Annotated in this window: 12 protein-coding genes; 5 read left to right on the forward strand and 7 right to left on the reverse strand. The window is 55.5% G+C overall.

Annotated features, from left to right (window positions below):
- Positions 1-139: 139 nt before the first annotated feature.
- The gene (gene rho / locus K5Y33_RS19965) at positions 140-1399 is read right to left on the reverse strand and encodes a transcription termination factor Rho (RefSeq protein ID WP_008105744.1); all 1260 of its coding nucleotides are present in this window, start codon (positions 1397-1399) and stop codon (positions 140-142) included.
- Positions 1400-1744: 345 nt separating this feature from the next.
- Positions 1745-2077: a thioredoxin TrxA gene (gene trxA, locus K5Y33_RS19970; protein WP_008105741.1), complete on the reverse strand. Its 333-nt coding sequence runs from the start codon at positions 2075-2077 to the stop codon at positions 1745-1747.
- Positions 2078-2194: 117 nt separating this feature from the next.
- Between trxA and rhlB the strand changes: the two genes are divergently transcribed.
- Together rhlB and gppA are read left to right on the forward strand one after the other, a co-directional pair.
- Positions 2195-3490, forward strand: coding sequence for an ATP-dependent RNA helicase RhlB (gene rhlB / locus K5Y33_RS19975; RefSeq protein ID WP_110867909.1), 1296 nt, complete (start codon positions 2195-2197; stop codon positions 3488-3490).
- A 7-nt stretch (positions 3491-3497) separates the two neighbouring features.
- On the forward strand, positions 3498-4982 hold the full coding sequence (gppA, locus tag K5Y33_RS19980) for a guanosine-5'-triphosphate,3'-diphosphate diphosphatase (RefSeq protein WP_222234962.1): 1485 nt from the start codon (positions 3498-3500) through the stop codon (positions 4980-4982).
- Between the two features lie 184 nt (positions 4983-5166).
- On the opposite strand, the gene rep is transcribed toward gppA, so the two are convergent.
- Complete coding sequence (gene rep / locus K5Y33_RS19985; protein WP_137384900.1) at positions 5167-7188, reverse strand: DNA helicase Rep; 2022 nt, start codon at positions 7186-7188, stop codon at positions 5167-5169.
- 72 nt (positions 7189-7260) lie between these two features.
- Between rep and ppiC the strand changes: the two genes are divergently transcribed.
- Positions 7261-7542 carry a peptidylprolyl isomerase PpiC gene (gene ppiC / locus K5Y33_RS19990; RefSeq protein ID WP_008105734.1) on the forward strand — a complete coding sequence of 94 codons (282 nt, stop codon included), beginning with the start codon at positions 7261-7263 and terminating at the stop codon, positions 7540-7542.
- Here the strand turns inward: ppiC and K5Y33_RS19995 are convergent, their stop codons facing one another.
- Together K5Y33_RS19995 and pdeH are read right to left on the reverse strand one after the other, a co-directional pair.
- Positions 7543-9603, reverse strand: coding sequence for an AsmA family protein (locus K5Y33_RS19995; protein ID WP_222234963.1), 2061 nt, complete (start codon positions 9601-9603; stop codon positions 7543-7545). It lies immediately after the preceding gene.
- 61 nt (positions 9604-9664) lie between these two features.
- The gene (gene pdeH / locus K5Y33_RS20000) at positions 9665-10438 is read right to left on the reverse strand and encodes a cyclic-guanylate-specific phosphodiesterase (RefSeq protein WP_222234964.1); all 774 of its coding nucleotides are present in this window, start codon (positions 10436-10438) and stop codon (positions 9665-9667) included.
- Positions 10439-10720: 282 nt separating this feature from the next.
- Here pdeH and K5Y33_RS20005 point away from each other — a divergent pair, with 282 nt between their 5' ends.
- Both K5Y33_RS20005 and K5Y33_RS20010 read left to right on the forward strand, forming a co-directional pair.
- Positions 10721-11650 carry a sugar kinase gene (locus tag K5Y33_RS20005; protein WP_222234965.1) on the forward strand — a complete coding sequence of 310 codons (930 nt, stop codon included), beginning with the start codon at positions 10721-10723 and terminating at the stop codon, positions 11648-11650.
- Positions 11651-12047: 397 nt separating this feature from the next.
- A complete protein-coding gene (locus tag K5Y33_RS20010; protein ID WP_101763782.1) occupies positions 12048-12920 on the forward strand; it encodes an alpha/beta hydrolase in 873 nt (290 codons plus the stop codon).
- A gap of 3 nt (positions 12921-12923) precedes the next feature.
- On the opposite strand, the gene K5Y33_RS20015 is transcribed toward K5Y33_RS20010, so the two are convergent.
- A complete protein-coding gene (locus K5Y33_RS20015; protein ID WP_222234966.1) occupies positions 12924-14432 on the reverse strand; it encodes a pitrilysin family protein in 1509 nt (502 codons plus the stop codon).
- 245 nt (positions 14433-14677) lie between these two features.
- Complete coding sequence (locus tag K5Y33_RS20020; protein WP_101763784.1) at positions 14678-15958, reverse strand: dicarboxylate/amino acid:cation symporter; 1281 nt, start codon at positions 15956-15958, stop codon at positions 14678-14680.
- Between the last annotated feature and the right edge of the window lie 154 nt (positions 15959-16112).

A 16112-nucleotide genomic window follows, 5' to 3' on the forward strand; every position in this document is an offset into this window, starting at 1 on the left:
CAGTCAATATAAAAGCTTCCTGACTGCGCTAATCCTAATGCCCATAAATAAAAAACGCCACGTTAAGACGTGGCGTTAGCAATATTTCCTGGCAAATTGTGCGAATCACCGCTTGGCTTAGTGACTCGCCGATCGCAACTTAGGAACGCTTCATCATATCGAAGAATTCGTCGTTGGTTTTCGTCATGGCCAGTTTGTTGATGAGGAACTCCATCGCGTCGATTTCACCCATTGGATGGATGATTTTGCGCAGAATCCACATCTTCTGCAGCTCTTCCTGCGTAGTGAGCAGCTCTTCTTTACGGGTACCGGAACGATTGTAGTCAATCGCTGGGAATACACGCTTCTCGGCGATTTTGCGCGAGAGGTGCAATTCCATGTTACCTGTACCTTTAAACTCTTCGTAAATCACTTCGTCCATCTTCGAACCGGTATCAACCAGCGCGGTCGCGATGATGGTCAGGCTGCCGCCCTCTTCCACATTACGTGCCGCACCGAAGAAACGCTTCGGACGATGCAGGGCGTTAGCATCCACACCACCGGTCAGCACTTTACCTGATGCTGGAACCACGGTGTTGTAGGCACGCGCCAGACGCGTGATGGAGTCAAGCAGGATGATCACATCTTTCTTGTGCTCAACCAGGCGCTTGGCCTTCTCGATCACCATCTCAGCAACCTGCACGTGACGTGACGCTGGCTCATCAAAGGTCGAAGCGATCACTTCACCTTTGACCAGACGCTGCATCTCGGTCACTTCTTCCGGACGTTCGTCAATCAGCAGCACCATCAGCAGGCAATCTGGATAGTTGTAGGCGATGCTCTGCGCGATGTTCTGCAGCAGCATGGTTTTACCCGCTTTCGGCGGCGCCACAATCAGACCACGTTGACCACGACCAATCGGAGAAGCCAGATCCAGCACGCGTGCGGTCAGATCTTCAGTCGAGCCATTACCGCGTTCCATACGCATACGCTTGCTGGCGTGCAGCGGCGTAAGGTTTTCGAACAGAATCTTGTTACGCGCGTTTTCCGGCTTGTCATAGTTAACTTCATTAACTTTCAACAGCGCAAAGTAGCGTTCACCCTCTTTTGGCGGGCGAATCTTGCCAGAAATGGTGTCACCAGTGCGGAGGTTGAAGCGGCGGATTTGGCTGGGAGAGACGTAGATATCATCGGGACCGGCGAGGTAGGAGCTATCTCCAGAACGGAGGAAACCAAATCCGTCCTGCAATATCTCCAGCACACCATCACCAAAGATGTCTTCGCCGCTTTTTGCGTGCTGTTTCAGGATAGAGAAAATAATATCCTGCTTGCGCATACGCGCCTGGTTTTCCAGCCCCATATTTTCGCCGAGGGTAATCAGCTCAGAAACCGGCGTATTCTTTAATTCGGTAAGATTCATAGTGATGGGTTCTTAAACTCGGGGTAATTCTCGAAATGATTGTCGTGAGTGGTATGGCAAAAATTCCATGCCTGTTAATGGCTCTTTTTCAACTCAGCTCGACGATTATCGTCAGATGTGGCGATAGGAAACGAGGAGACAGTCGAAAGATGATGCCGAATGTGCTAGTCATCAGATTGCCAAACCACGATAACGTTCATTGCGAGTAGGGTCTGACAAGGGAAAACTTAGATGCAAACTACAAGGTAAGAGCGTAATGCAGTGAAATTAACTTAACACGCTTAAAGTGAGACGTCCAGCAGTGGCGAAAAAATTCACCACTGCCGAACAAACACCGCGCCGGGCTTAGGCCAGGTTGGCGTTCAGGAACTCTTTCAACTGTCCTTTAGACAGTGCGCCAACCTTGGTTGCCGCCACTTCACCGTTCTTGAACAGCAGCAGAGTTGGGATACCGCGGATGCCATATTTTGGTGCCGTACCCGGGTTGTCATCAATGTTCAACTTAGCGATGGTAAGTTTACCTTCGTACTCTTCTGCGACTTCGTCGAGAATTGGGGCGATCATTTTGCAAGGACCACACCATTCAGCCCAGAAATCTACCAGAGTGACACCGTCTGCTTTCAGTACGTCTGTGTCGAAACTGTCATCGGTCAAGTGAACGATCTTATCGCTGCTCATGTTTAACTCCAAAAGATTGCGCCTGGCGAATTGGCGGAAATGATACCAACGTAGGTTGACTTTATTTCATCGGATACGCTTTCGTAAAGCGCTAGTAAGCTGATATTCTACCACACTATGAGCAAAACACACTTAACTGAACAGAAGTTTTCCGACTTCGCCCTGCACCCTCAGGTGGTAGAAGCCCTTGATACCAAAGGCTTTTCTAACTGCACGCCTATCCAGGCGCTCGCATTGCCTTTTACGCTTTCAGGGCGTGATGTTGCGGGTCAGGCGCAAACCGGTACCGGCAAAACGATGGCGTTCCTGACGTCAACGTTTCATTATCTTCTTTCTCATCCTGCCGCAGAAGGTCGCCAGATCAATCAGCCACGTGCGCTGATCATGGCCCCGACGCGTGAGCTCGCCGTACAAATTCATGCCGATGCAGAACCGTTAGCCAAGGTCACTGGCTTAAAGCTGGGCCTGGCTTATGGTGGCGACGGCTACGATAAACAGCTGAAAGTGCTGGCTGATGGTGTCGATATTCTGGTGGGCACCACCGGACGTCTGATTGACTACGCCAAGCAGAACCATGTTAACCTGGGCGCGATTCAGGTTGTTGTGCTGGATGAAGCCGATCGCATGTTCGATCTCGGCTTTATTAAAGACATTCGTTGGCTGTTCCGCCGCATGCCGCCGGCCACCCAACGCCTGAGTATGCTGTTCTCTGCAACCTTGTCTTACCGCGTGCGTGAACTGGCGTTTGAGCACATGAACAACGCCGAATACGTGGAAGTGGAACCCGAGCAGAAAACCGGCCACCGTATTAAAGAAGAGCTTTTCTACCCTTCAAACGAAGAGAAAATGCGCTTGCTGCAGACGCTGGTAGAAGAAGAGTGGCCAGATCGCGCCATCATCTTTGCGAACACCAAGCACCGCTGTGAAGACATTTGGGGCCATCTGGCTGCCGATGGTCATCGCGTGGGTCTGCTGACCGGCGATGTAGCGCAGAAAAAACGTCTGCGTATCCTCGATGACTTCACCAAAGGCGATGTGGATATCCTGGTTGCCACCGACGTCGCGGCACGGGGTTTGCACATTCCTGCCGTCACGCATGTGTTCAACTACGATCTGCCTGACGATCGCGAAGACTACGTTCACCGTATCGGTCGTACTGGCCGCGCGGGTGCCAGCGGTCACTCCATCAGCCTGGCGTGCGAAGAGTACGCGCTGAACCTGCCGGCAATCGAAGAGTATATTGGTCACGGTATTCCGGTCAGCAAGTACAACAGCGATGCGCTAATGAGCGAACTGCCACCGCCGAAACGTCTGCAACGCAGCCGCTCGGGTAACGGCCCACGCCGTGGCGGGAACAACAGTAACCGTCGGAGCGGCGCGCCGCGCAATAGCAACCGTAAACGTTCGGGTTAAGCACACCATGCTAAGCGCATCGTCACTTTATGCAGCGATTGATTTAGGTTCTAACAGCTTTCATATGTTGGTGGTGCGCGAGGTGTCTGGCAGCATTCAGACCGTCGCGCGGATAAAGCGCAAAGTGCGTCTGGCGGCTGGCCTCGACAAAGCGAATCACCTCTCCGCTGAGGCGATGCAACGCGGCTGGCAGTGCCTGAGGTTGTTCTCCGAACAGCTGCAGGATATTCCTTCGGAACAAATCCGCGTGGTGGCAACCGCCACGCTGCGCCTTGCCGAAAATGCGCAGGATTTCCTCACAACGGCTGAACACATTCTTGGCTGCGCGGTGAATGTCATCAGCGGCGAAGAGGAAGCACGCCTGATTTATCAGGGCGTAGCGCATACCACCGGCGGTTCCGATCAGCGTTTAGTGGTCGATATCGGCGGTGGCAGCACCGAACTGGTGACTGGCGAAGGTTCACATGCTACCACGCTGTTCAGCTTGTCGATGGGTTGCGTAACCTGGCTTGAACGCTACTTCAGCGACCGTCATCTGGCCAAAGAGAATTTCGAGCAGGCCGAACTGGCCGCGCGCGAGATGATCCGTCCGGTGGCCGCTGCGCTGCGCGAAAAAGGCTGGCAAATCTGCGTCGGAGCGTCGGGCACCGTACAAGCGTTGCAGGAAATTATGATGGCGCAGGGCATGGATGAGCGCATCACCCTAAGCAAACTGCAACAGCTGAAACAGCGCGCGATTCAGTGCGGCAAGTTGGAAGAGCTGGAAATTGAAGGATTGACGCTGGAGCGCGCCTTAGTGTTCCCGAGCGGTTTATCGATTCTCATCGCTATCTTCCAGGAACTCAGCATTGAAGGCATGACGCTAGCCGGCGGCGCACTGCGCGAAGGTTTAGTATATGGCATGCTGCATCTGCCGGTGGATCGTGATATCCGCAGCCGCACATTGCAGAACGTGCAGCGTCGTTTTGCCATTGATATTGACCAGGCCGGTCGCGTACGTCAGTTGGCGGAAAGTTTCTTCCGTCAGGTGAGCAGCAGTTGGAAGCTGGATAACCGATGTCGCGATCTACTCCTTAGCGCCTGTTCTATCCACGAAATTGGCCTGAGCGTCGATTTCCGCCAGGCACCGCAGCACGCCGCTTACCTGATTCGTCATCTCGATCTTCCTGGCTTCACTCCCGCGCAGAAAAAAATGCTGGCTTGCCTGCTGCAGAACCAAAGCGGCAGCATCGATTTGGCCTTGCTGACCCAGCAAAATGCCGTACCGCCGCGCATGGCGGAGCGTTTAAGTCGTTTGCTACGCTTAGCGATTATCTTCTCAAGTCGCCGTCGCGATGACACTTTGCCTGCCGTGCGTTTACAGGCGGATGATGATGCACTGCATTTGACGCTGCCGGCCGGCTGGCGCGAAGCGCATCCGCTGCGTTCTGAGCTGTTAGAGCAGGAGAGTCATTATCAGTCCTACGTGCACTGGTTACTGACGATTTCCTGATTGGGATTGCGCTGGCTGTCCTCCATCCCGACCTTCCCCCGCAAGCGGGGGGAAGGAGATGCTGCCACATGCAATTTCCGACTCACATATAGCAGCATCTTCCTCCCCCATTCATGGGGGAGGGCCGAGGAGGGGGACTGCAAGCACGGACCGAGGAGGGGGACTACGACCACTAACCGTGAACTCAACCCTTCTTCGCATTCTCTAGCATCGCTCTCAATCCAGCGACGCGCGTCTGTCCGGTCTTCACGCGCTCTTCTGCGCTCACCACTTTTTTCTCGCGTTCCCACACCACATCGTCCTGCGGCAACTCCAGCAGGAAGCGACTCGGTTCCGGGCGCATCAGCTCGCCGTACTGGCGGCGTTCACGGCACAACGTAAAGGTCAGCTCTTTCTGCGCTCGCGTAATCCCCACGTAAGCCAGACGCCGCTCTTCCTCGATGTTGTTCTCATCGATACTGCTCTGGTGCGGCAATAATCCCTCTTCCATGCCAACCAGATAGACATACGGGAACTCCAGCCCTTTTGAGGCGTGCAACGTCATCAGCTGCACCTGATCGAGCTCTTCGTCGCTTTCACCGCGCTCCATCATGTCGCGCAGCGTAAAGCGCGTCACCACCTGCGCCAGCGTCATCGGTTCGTTCAGCTCATCGCCTTCCAGCATCTCAGTCATCCACTGGAACAGCAGATTAACGTTCTTCATGCGCATCTCAGCGGCTTTCGGGCTGGGCGAGGTTTCAAACAGCCAGCTTTCGTAGTCGATGCCGCGAATCAGATCACGCACCGCATTCACCGGCTCGCGTTCGGTCAGCTGGACGATTTCACTCAGCCAGTGCGTAAAGCGCTGCAGATGCTCCAGTCCGCGCCCGCTCAGCGTTTGCTCCAGCCCCATATCGAAGCTGGCGTTATACAGGCTTTTATTGCGCAGGTTGGCCCATTCGCCCAGCTTCTGCAGCGTTGCCGGACCAATCTCACGGCGCGGCGTATTCACGATACGCAGAAACGCGCTGTCATCTTCCTGATTGGTCAGCACGCGCAGATAAGCCAGCAAATCTTTGATTTCCGGGCGTGAGAAGAACGACGTACCGCCCGAAATACGATACGGAATACGGTTCTGCATCAGTTGCTTCTCGAACACGCGCGACTGATGATTGCCGCGATAGAGAATGGCGTAATCTTTATAGGCGGTTTTGTTGATGAAGTGATGCGCGATCAATTCGCCCGCCACGCGTTCCGCTTCGTGGTCTTCGTTATTCGCGCTCAGCACCTTCAGCTCGCTGCCCTGCCCCAACTCTGAGAACAGGCGCTTCTCAAATACGTGCGGATTGTTGGCGATGAGGATGTTGGCCGATTTCAGGATGCGCTGCGTCGAGCGATAATTTTGCTCCAGCTTCACCACTTCCAGCGCCGGGAAATCCTGCTGCAGCAGCACCAGGTTTTGCGGACGCGCGCCACGCCATGAGTAAATCGACTGATCGTCATCGCCCACTACGGTAAAGCGCGCGCGCGCACCCACCAGCAGCTTCACCAGCTCATATTGGCTGGTATTAGTGTCCTGATACTCATCCACCAGCAGATAGCGGATGCGCTGCTGCCAGCGTTCGCGCACTTCCTGATTGCGCTGCAGCAGCAGCGTGGGCAGCGCGATTAAGTCGTCGAAATCCAGCACGTTGCAGGATTTCAGGTGTTGGTCATACAGCTGATAACAGTGAGCAAAAATCTGGTCACGCTGCGATTGCGCCAAACCCGCTGCGCCCTGCGGATCGACCAGATCGTTCTTCCAGTTGGAGATGGTGGAAATCAGCTGCTGTAACAGCGTCTTGTCCTCTTCCAGCCACTGTTTGGTCAGGTCTTTAAGCAAGGCCAGCTGATCCTGATCGTCGAACAGCGAGAAGCTGGCTTTCATTCCCAGCGCCTTGTATTCGCGTTTAATGATCTCCAGTCCCAGCGTATGAAAGGTAGAAATCATCAGGCCGCGTGCCTCTTTACGCCCCAACGTCTGCGCCACGCGCTCTTTCATCTCGCGCGAGGCTTTATTGGTAAAGGTTACGGCGGCGATATGGCGCGCCTGATAGCCACATTCGCGAATCAGGTGGGCGATTTTGTTGGTGATCACGCGGGTTTTACCCGAGCCAGCACCGGCCAGCACCAGACAAGGACCGGTGACAAATTCGACAGCTCGTTGTTGGCCGGGGTTTAAACGCATAACGGAATTCGCTCAGTTGAATCAAAAGAAAGGAGGTTATAATGGCCGGATTATACACATTAGGACTTCATCATGGCGAAAACCGCGGCGGCTTTACATATCCTCGTGAAAGAGGAAGCGCAGGCCAAATCCCTGCTGGCGCAACTTGAGAAAGGGGCGAACTTCCAGCAGCTGGCAAAGAAACACTCTACCTGCCCATCCGGACGCAACGGCGGTGATTTGGGTGAGTTCCGTAAAGGACAAATGGTACCGGCATTTGATAAGGCGGTCTTCTCCTGTCCGCTGCTACAGCCTTACGGACCGGTGAAAACCGCCTTTGGTTACCACATCATCAAAGTGCTGTGGCGTAACTGATCACTTCTGATTCTTCATCTGCTGCAGCACATTACTGCACTGATTGTCGTCAGTATCGCTAGGGGAAATCAGTGCGATCAACGCGGCGGCGGGAGCAACCACCGCCCCGAGCGCCACCGCTGCGGCACCGCGTGCAATCAGCGGTCCGGCTTTCACCCCGGCATCCGGATTTTTAAAGGTGCCGCGCACATACAGCGGCGAACGCAGCGTGATGATGCGAATCCCTTTACTCTCCGGATTGATCGACAAGTCCATGCGTTCATTCGCGAAGTTAACGTTGCCGGTCACGTTGATCACCGCATTCTCGGTATCCAGCAGAAACAGTTTCGGCGTCGCTAAGCCTTGACGAATATTCATATCGGTCGCCGCGCAGTTGATCTTCACTTCATCATCGCCGAACAGCTTACCCACCACATAGTTACCGACGTTCAGTCCGGCAATCTCCATCAGGCTACGGCTGATCAGGCCATCATTCATCAGTAGCTTCAGTTCGCCATTGCTGGTGCCGAGCAGATCCGCCACCGAATTGCCGGTGCCGCTCAGCGAGGCATCGCCGTTGAGCTGGCCCAAACTGTTCTGCATCGCCGTAACATCCGGGAACAGCTGACGCAGACGCAGCTTACGCGCGTGCAAATCGGCACGTCCGCGCATCGGGCTGCGGTCGCCCTCCAGATGAATGGTGGAGTTGATGCTGCCGCCGGCCATACCGAAGCGCAGCGGATCAAGCAGCAGGTCGCCGTTTTTCAGCTGCAGATGCGTATAGAGATCGCTGAGCGGCAGCTTGCTGCTGTGTTGAATGCGTTTGCCGCTGAACTTCACATCCGCGTCCATCACGTCCCAGCTCTTGGTATCAAACTTATCGTGTGGCAACACGCGATCGGCGGGCTGCGATGAGGCTTCGCCGCGCTGCGCTTTGGCCTGCTGCGTTTTCTCGCTGCCTTTGCCGGAGTTGACGCCAATCAGCGGCCCCAAATCTTCCATCCGCAGCTGGTTCGAGGTCAATTCACCGGTCAGCGTTGGACGCGGTTTGCCCTGACGATAGGTGAGCGAGCCGTGAATATCGCTGTCGCCGATGTGGCCGTTAAACTTCTCGTAGCGGAATAGCGGCCCTTTCGCCTCATTGAAACGCGCAATCAAATGGCCGTCGGTTTCATAGGGCGGCGTATCGGGCAGCAGCACGCCGGTCAGGCCATACAGATTGGCCAGCGTATCGCCCGCAAAGCGCAGACGCACATCAAGTCCGCCAAGATTGAGCGGATCCTGCAAGGTACCGTCAATACGTACACGCGTGGTGCCATTACGCACATCCACCTGCAGCGGGAACGGCGTGGTTTTACTGCGCAGCGATAGCATGCCGCCAATTTTGCCGTCGCCATCCAGCTTCTGATTGTTGTAGGTGCCGTTCGCCTGCCAGCCAAAGACAAAATCACCCGCGCCTTTCTGCTGATCGTCACCGCCCGCCACCTGGGCGTACGGCACCGGTTTGCCCAGCGGATTGATGGTCACTGTGACATCGGCTTTATTGACGGCGTCGCGATAGCGCACTTGTCCCTGATCGAACAAAATATTGTCGAGGCGGAAGGACCAGGCAGAAGGCGCGGCGTTAGCATCGCTGTTCTGGCTACTGGCGAGATCAAAGGTCCAGTTATTCTTCTTATCTGCGGTTTGCACCAGCCGCGCATCCGGCTTTTGCATCTTGATCCACGGCAGGTAGATCTGCTGATGCAGCAGCGCCAGCGGTGCAATGGTGGCTTCAACCCGCTGCAGATGCACCATGGTGACATCAGGAATAGAGGGCGGATTGCCGAGCATCACATCATCGGCATGCACCTGCGGCCACGGCACCCAGCTGCGCCAGCCAGGTTCTTCACGGTTGCGAACCCAGGCCACGCCGAGATCGCCGCGAATCGCGAAAGGTCGGTTCAGTTCGGCTGAAACTTTTTGATTAATCGTTGGTTTCAAGCGGTTCCAGTCAAAGGTGGCGATGAGCACCACAATCACTACAACCAATAACAAAAAAATCCCGAACACCCAGCTCAGGATCTTTCGAGTACGTGACATATTGCTTCCTCCTTGCCCTTCCACGTCTGACTAAGGATAGTCGAGACGCCGCGGAACGGGATCAGGGAAGCTCAAGTGCCATACGTTCCAGCTCGCTGAATGGCACCGGACGCGAGAAGAAGTAGCCCTGCGCCGCCATCGCTGGCGAGCTACGCACCTGTTGCCACTCCTCTTCGGTTTCCACGCCTTCAACGATGACGCCGTTGCAGTAACGGTTAATCAACGCCAGCAGCATCGAGAACATCGAGCGGCCTTCATCGCTGGCGCGCAGCAGCATAAACAGCTCGCGCGAGAGTTTGATGTAGTCGTAACGCAGTTCGGTCAGCGCGGAGAAGTTCGCCATGCCAGAGCCAAAATCATCCAGCCACAGCGGCCCGAGTTCCGGCATCTTCGCCACCATCTCTTCCTGCGGCAGCGCATGATGCTCCGTCAGTTCGAAGCGCACCCACGGCAGTTGCGCAATCAGCGTGCGAATCGACTCATGCTTCTCAATCTCCATCAGCGTTGGACCGTCGATATTAACCGACGCCACCAGCTGACGCTGATTGAAAAACGTTGACCATGTTATCAGCAGCTCGAGTTGTTCCTGGACGACACCAAGCCGCTGCGCGATAGTCAGTGCTTCAAAATAGTCTTCGGGCGACAGCTTTTTTTCTGGCGCGGAGGGATGGGTAACCGCCGTCAGTAATTCAATAGCCAGCATGCGGCCTGAGACCTGGTAAATCGGCTGGAAAGTATAGAATCGTTGGCACTGTTGCCAGAAGAGACGCGTTTCCTGTTGTTGCTCCAATTCATTTGAAACAGGCAGCCGATGACTCAAATTCTTCATCACCATGGTTTTTTCCTGGTTGGTGTTGAGTGCCTGCAAATAGCATCTCAGCGGCAAGTATCGGCGATCGCCGGGATAACTTTATCAATCTCGTTAGTCCCATGAAGAGTTGAGTGTAACAGCGTGCTTCGCACTTAATCGGCAAAACAAAACGCGCTTTGGCCGCTAAATCACCGTGGCGCAGGCGGTTTGCTGCCTTAAGTTAAATCAAAACATCGTTTTAAAAACCATTGACGACTGCCATACCAGACGCGAGACTAAGGCAGAATTCACTACAGGCTGAAGACCATGACGCAGAAGAAAATCGCTATTATTGGCGAATGCATGATTGAGCTGTCCGAGAAAGGTGAGAACATCAAACGCGGTTTTGGCGGCGATACGCTGAACACGGCGGTGTATCTGGCGCGTCAGTCAGATAAACAGCTGCGTGTCGATTATGTCACCGCACTCGGCACCGACAGTTTCAGTGACCAGATGATCGCCGCCTGGCAGCAGGAAAATGTCGAAACCGCGCTGGTTCAGCGCCTCGACAATAAAATGCCGGGTTTGTACTTCATCGAAACCGACGACCACGGCGAGCGGACCTTCTGGTACTGGCGCAACGACGCCGCCGCCCGTTTCTGGCTGGACAGCGCGCAAGCGGACGCGATTTGCCAGCAGCTGGCGCACTATGATTATCTCTATTTGAGCGGCATCAGCCTGGCGATTCTGCCTGCGGCCAGTCGCGAAAAACTGATGTCGCTGCTCAGCGCCTGTCGCCAGAACGGCGGCAAGGTGATTTTCGATAACAACTATCGTCCGCGTCTGTGGGCCGATAAAGCCAGCGCTCAGCAGGCGTATGCCGAGATGCTGCGTCATACCGACATGGCATTTCTGACGCTCGACGACGAAGATTTGCTGTGGGGCGAGCAGCCGCTGGATGCGGTGATTGCTCGCACACGCGCTGCGGGCGTGCAGGAAATTGCCATCAAACGCGGTGCGGACTCCTGTCTGGTGGCGGTTGGCGATGAGCCGCTGCGCGAGGTCGCCGCCATCAAGCTGGCGAAAGAGAAAGTGATCGATACCACCGCGGCTGGCGACTCCTTCAGCGCTGGTTATCTGGCGGTGCGTTTAGCCGGAGGAAGCGCCGAAGATGCCGCCGCACGCGGTCATCTCACCGCCAGCACGGTGATCCAGTATCGCGGGGCGATTATCCCGCTCAGCGCGATGCCGAAATGACTTAACCACCTGCACCAACCGTAGCGGCGCAATTGATTGCGCGATGAATCGCGCCGCTACAAATCTCCTCGCTATTCATTACCTGTGCTAACCAACCCGCCCGCGCAGTTTGCCTTAACGCAGCATTTTTCCCTGCCAATTTCCGCTAACGACCTGACTCATCCACTTCTGTAACAAAAACGGTATTACTTCTTCACTCGCGCTAATCAGATCTATTTAATTCAATGCGTTATGGCACGAAATCTGGCCGCCAGGCATAGTCCGAAACTGGCGTAATCGGCGGTTTTCGGCTGGACGCCAGCAGCAAAAAAGACCATGTTTTAATCAACAACAGTAGGACGCTGTTACTCCGGCCGCGAAAAAAATAACGACAACATGACTCGCTCAGGACTGACTTATGCACACAGAAATCATCAATATCTGGCCACACGGTGATGCGCCAGGCGCGAGCGATTCGCGCGCTCAGCCGCAGATCGTCGATCTCGCCAAAGAGTATGAACCTTATGACCGCGCCGCCACCGGCGTGCGCTGCCCGGAAATTGCCATCTGGCATCCGGAAACCTCGAACGGCATCACGCTGCTGGTCGCGCCGGGCGGCGGTTATCAGCGGGTATTGATCGACCGCGAAGGCAGCGCGCTTGCCACTTTCTTCACGTCAATGGGCTACACGCTGGCGGTGATGACCTATCGCCTGCCGTATGACGGTCACCATGAAGGTCCAGACGCGCCGCTGGCCGATGCGCAGCGTGCGGTGCGCGTGCTACGTGAACGTGCGCAGCGCGGGCTGAACGGCAAATATATCGTGATGATGGGCTTCTCGGCGGGTGGACACGTTGCCGCCAGCCTCGGCACCCGCTTTGGCGAGAAACTCTATCCGGTGCAGGATCAAGCCGACAGCTTCACACCGCGCCCGGATGCGATGGTGCTGCTCTATCCGGTGATCAGCATGCGTGAAGGTCTGGCGCATGAAGGTGCGCGCACCCGCTTGCTCGGCGCATGGCCGGATCAGAAGATGGTTGATGCTTATTCGCTGGAGACGCGCGTGCACGCACACACGCCACCGACGCTGCTGATTCACGCTTCCGATGATGAATCGGTTTCGGTGAACAACAGCATGGTGTTCTTCAGCGCGCTGCGTGAGCACAAAGTGCCGGTGGAGATTCACTTCTACCAGAAAGGCGGCCACGGATTTGGTATCCGTGGCGTGGCAGATTTACCGCTCGCCAGTTGGCCGATGCTGGTAACCGAGTGGCTACGTGCTAAGACCTAATGTTTAGGATGATGGCGCGGTCTGATCCGCCGCACCTGCGCTGTTATCCGGTTTCACTTCTTCCGGGCTCGCGGGTACCGCTGGCGGTTCGGGTAGCTTCATCACTTTATCCCAGCTTTCCTGCAGCATCTTCACGTTGGTCTCGGCTTCACCCTGCGGCTGAATCAGCACCATGGTCAGCTCCTGCGACAGTTGCTGGCGCAGTTCCTGATTTAGCTGATCGCGCGTCATCTCGCTGAGGAAGGTTTGACGCAGCTTCTGATACTGCTCAGGCGCAATGTCCACCACCGCGTTTTGCTGCGAGCGCAGACGCTGGCCCATCAGAATATCGGTGTCGGTGCGGGCGTATGTGGCAAACAGCTTGTTGAGCTCCAGCAGCTTCTGCGCCATCAGCGCATCAAACTCCTCCTGCGGTAACCCTTTGTCGCGCACCGCCGCCAGCTCTTTCGCCACCTGATTCATATTCTGCGGCAAAGAGGCATTCGGGCTGTCCATGTTGATCGAGCACTGCGCACGTTGATAGAGCACGCGGCAATCGAAGCCAACCTGCACGCTTTGCGCTTTGCTGTCAGCCAGCGCGCGCTGCACATGCCAGAACAGCGCTTCACGCGCTAAATCGCTCTGCCAGTAGCGCTGCAAATTTTGCGAATCACGAATCGGCTGCCATGCGGTGTCCCACACCAGCGACAGGCGATCCTGATTCATGCCGCCATTCACCAGATTCACCGGCTGATGCGGCAGCGGTGACAGCGTCGGTAGCGCGGCAGGTGCGACACGCTTGCCTTTCAGCGGCGCAAAAGCTTTGTTGATCTGCTCCGCCATGCTGCGGCTATCGACGTTACCTACTACGTACAGCGTCATGCCGTCGGGCGTGTACCACTGCTGATAGAAGCTGTTGAGCTGTGCGATATCCACCGGCGCGCGCGGTTGCTCGCCGGGATCGTGCGCCAGCATCGCCGAGCCTTTCAGGCGATAGCGCCACCACACATCCTGCGTATTGGCAGGCCAGGTGGCAATCGGATCGGTCGCCATTAACGCGGTAGAAACCACCTGCTCATTAATCGTCATTTTTCCGGCGGTCGCCGCCAGCCAGTTGAGCGCTTCTTTCAGCAAATCAGGGCGGTTGTTCGGCAAGCTCAGGTTGTATTGGGTGTAATCGTACGACGAAATAGCGGGTGGCAGCGGACGTTGCGGATCCATGGCTTGCTGCCACAGCGCACGTTGCTGATTGGTGTCCAGCGTGGCGTTATGCACCATCGCTAAACGCGGTAAAAGATGGCTATAGCCGGTTTGTTGCGCACTCTCCACCAGCGAACCGGTGTTAACAATCAGGCGCAGCTCAATACGATCGCTTGGACGTTGTGGTGTGGTTAGCAGCTGCCAGCTAAAACCATTGTCCAGTTTGCCTTCCTGCCAGGCGGGATCGGGTTGGAGCGTCTCGGCGTGCACGCCAAAACCGGACGCTGCCAGTAGCAATCCGCCAACCAAAAGCCGAATTCTGGTGCCCTGCATGTGAACCCCTACTCAAACAGATCAACGCTCGTTAGCGCGGCATGTTAGGTCACATCTGGGGTGACCGGCGCGGCATTGTGCCGCCACGTTTATTTAATAACAGACTCTTTGACCACGAGAAGGTCAGGATGTCGCGCAACGAGGCAAAAAATCGGGAAAAAAATCAATGGGGTTTATTATGCAAATGCCCGCTGTCAGGGCAAGCGACAGCGGGCATTTCTCGGCAAATTAACGCAAATAGCAGGTTATGCGGCGGTTTCTGGTGCGTTATTCACCTTTTTCCCGGCAGAAAGCGTCGCATTCAGTTGTTTCTCATCCAGCTGGCCGACCCACTTCGCCACCACGATGGTCGCCACGCCGTTGCCCACCAGATTGGTCAGCGCACGCGCTTCGGACATAAAGCGGTCGATACCGAGAATCAGCGCCAGACCCGCAACCGGTAAATGGCCCACCGCTGACAAGGTCGCCGCCAGCACGATAAAGCCACTGCCGGTTACACCCGCTGCGCCTTTCGAGGAGAGCAGCAGCACCACTAACAGCGTGATTTGGTGGAACACGTCCATATGCGCGTTGGTCGCCTGAGCGATAAAAACCGCCGCCATGGTGAGGTAAATCGAGGTGCCATCCAGGTTGAAGGAGTAGCCGGTTGGAATCACCAGCCCCACCACCGATTTCTTACAGCCCAGCTTCTCCATCTTATCCAGCATGCGCGGCAGCGCAGATTCGGAAGATGACGTGCCCAGCACAATCAGCAGCTCTTCTTTGATGTAGGCGACAAATTTAAAGATGTTGAAGCCAGCGAAGCGTGCAATCAGCCCCAACACCACCACCACGAACAGCACGCAGGTGATATAGAAGCAGATGATCAGCTGCCCCAACTGCACCAGCGAACCGACGCCATATTTACCGATGGTGAAGGCCATCGCCCCGAAGGCACCGATTGGCGCGAGACGCATAATCATGTTGATCACGCCGAAGATCACTTTCGAGAAGCTCTCAATGACGTTGAACATCACGGTGCCGGCGCTGCCCAGGCGATGCAGGGCGAAGCCGAACAGGATAGCGAACAGCAGCACTTGCAGAATGTTGCCGCTGGCAAAGGCACCAATGACGCTATTCGGGATCACATCCAGCAGGAAGGCGACCACACCTTGCTGCTCCGCCTGCTGCGCGTATACCGCGACTGCTTTAGCATCCAGCGTGGCTGGATCAACGTTCATGCCCACGCCAGGCTGCACCACGTTAACCACCACCAAACCGATGATCAGCGCGATGGTGCTGACTACTTCAAAGTACAGCAGCGCCACTGCGCCCGTACGTCCAACGGCTTTCATGCTCTCCATGCCGGCAATACCGGTCACCACCGTACAGAAAATCACGGGGGCGATGATCATCTTGATCAACTTAACGAAACCATCGCCAAGCGGCTTCATTTGCGCGCCTAACTCAGGATAGAAGTGGCCCAACAGGACGCCGATGCCGATGGCAACCAGTACCTGAAAATAGAGGCTTTTTAAGATTTTCATAACAGGTGTCCAGTAAGACGGTTCGCACCGCCATTGTTGTGGAGAACGCATGCGGCAAGCCGCCAGAAGCGTAAAACCTTACCGATGGCGAGGAAAATAACACCCTGTTAACAAGATTAATATCCCCTACTATTCCTTACAAAAGTTACAAAAC

Origin of the sequence: Pantoea sp. DY-17 (assembly GCF_019795975.1) — a bacterium.
In the GTDB taxonomy this organism is placed as follows: domain Bacteria; phylum Pseudomonadota; class Gammaproteobacteria; order Enterobacterales; family Enterobacteriaceae; genus Pantoea; species Pantoea leporis.

Excerpts from the sequence above, each read along its gene's own strand:
- rho (WP_008105744.1), bottom strand. The coding sequence starts at position 1,399 with ATGAATCTTACCGAATTAAAGAATACGCCGGTTTCTGAGCTGATTACC.
- trxA (WP_008105741.1), bottom strand. The coding sequence starts at position 2,077 with ATGAGCAGCGATAAGATCGTTCACTTGACCGATGACAGTTTCGACACA.
- rhlB (WP_110867909.1), top strand. The coding sequence starts at position 2,195 with ATGAGCAAAACACACTTAACTGAACAGAAGTTTTCCGACTTCGCCCTG.
- gppA (WP_222234962.1), top strand. The coding sequence starts at position 3,498 with ATGCTAAGCGCATCGTCACTTTATGCAGCGATTGATTTAGGTTCTAAC.
- rep (WP_137384900.1), bottom strand. The coding sequence starts at position 7,188 with ATGCGTTTAAACCCCGGCCAACAACGAGCTGTCGAATTTGTCACCGGT.
- ppiC (WP_008105734.1), top strand. The coding sequence starts at position 7,261 with ATGGCGAAAACCGCGGCGGCTTTACATATCCTCGTGAAAGAGGAAGCG.
- K5Y33_RS19995 (WP_222234963.1), bottom strand. The coding sequence starts at position 9,603 with ATGTCACGTACTCGAAAGATCCTGAGCTGGGTGTTCGGGATTTTTTTG.
- pdeH (WP_222234964.1), bottom strand. The coding sequence starts at position 10,438 with ATGGTGATGAAGAATTTGAGTCATCGGCTGCCTGTTTCAAATGAATTG.
- K5Y33_RS20005 (WP_222234965.1), top strand. The coding sequence starts at position 10,721 with ATGACGCAGAAGAAAATCGCTATTATTGGCGAATGCATGATTGAGCTG.
- K5Y33_RS20010 (WP_101763782.1), top strand. The coding sequence starts at position 12,048 with ATGCACACAGAAATCATCAATATCTGGCCACACGGTGATGCGCCAGGC.
- K5Y33_RS20015 (WP_222234966.1), bottom strand. The coding sequence starts at position 14,432 with ATGCAGGGCACCAGAATTCGGCTTTTGGTTGGCGGATTGCTACTGGCA.
- K5Y33_RS20020 (WP_101763784.1), bottom strand. The coding sequence starts at position 15,958 with ATGAAAATCTTAAAAAGCCTCTATTTTCAGGTACTGGTTGCCATCGGC.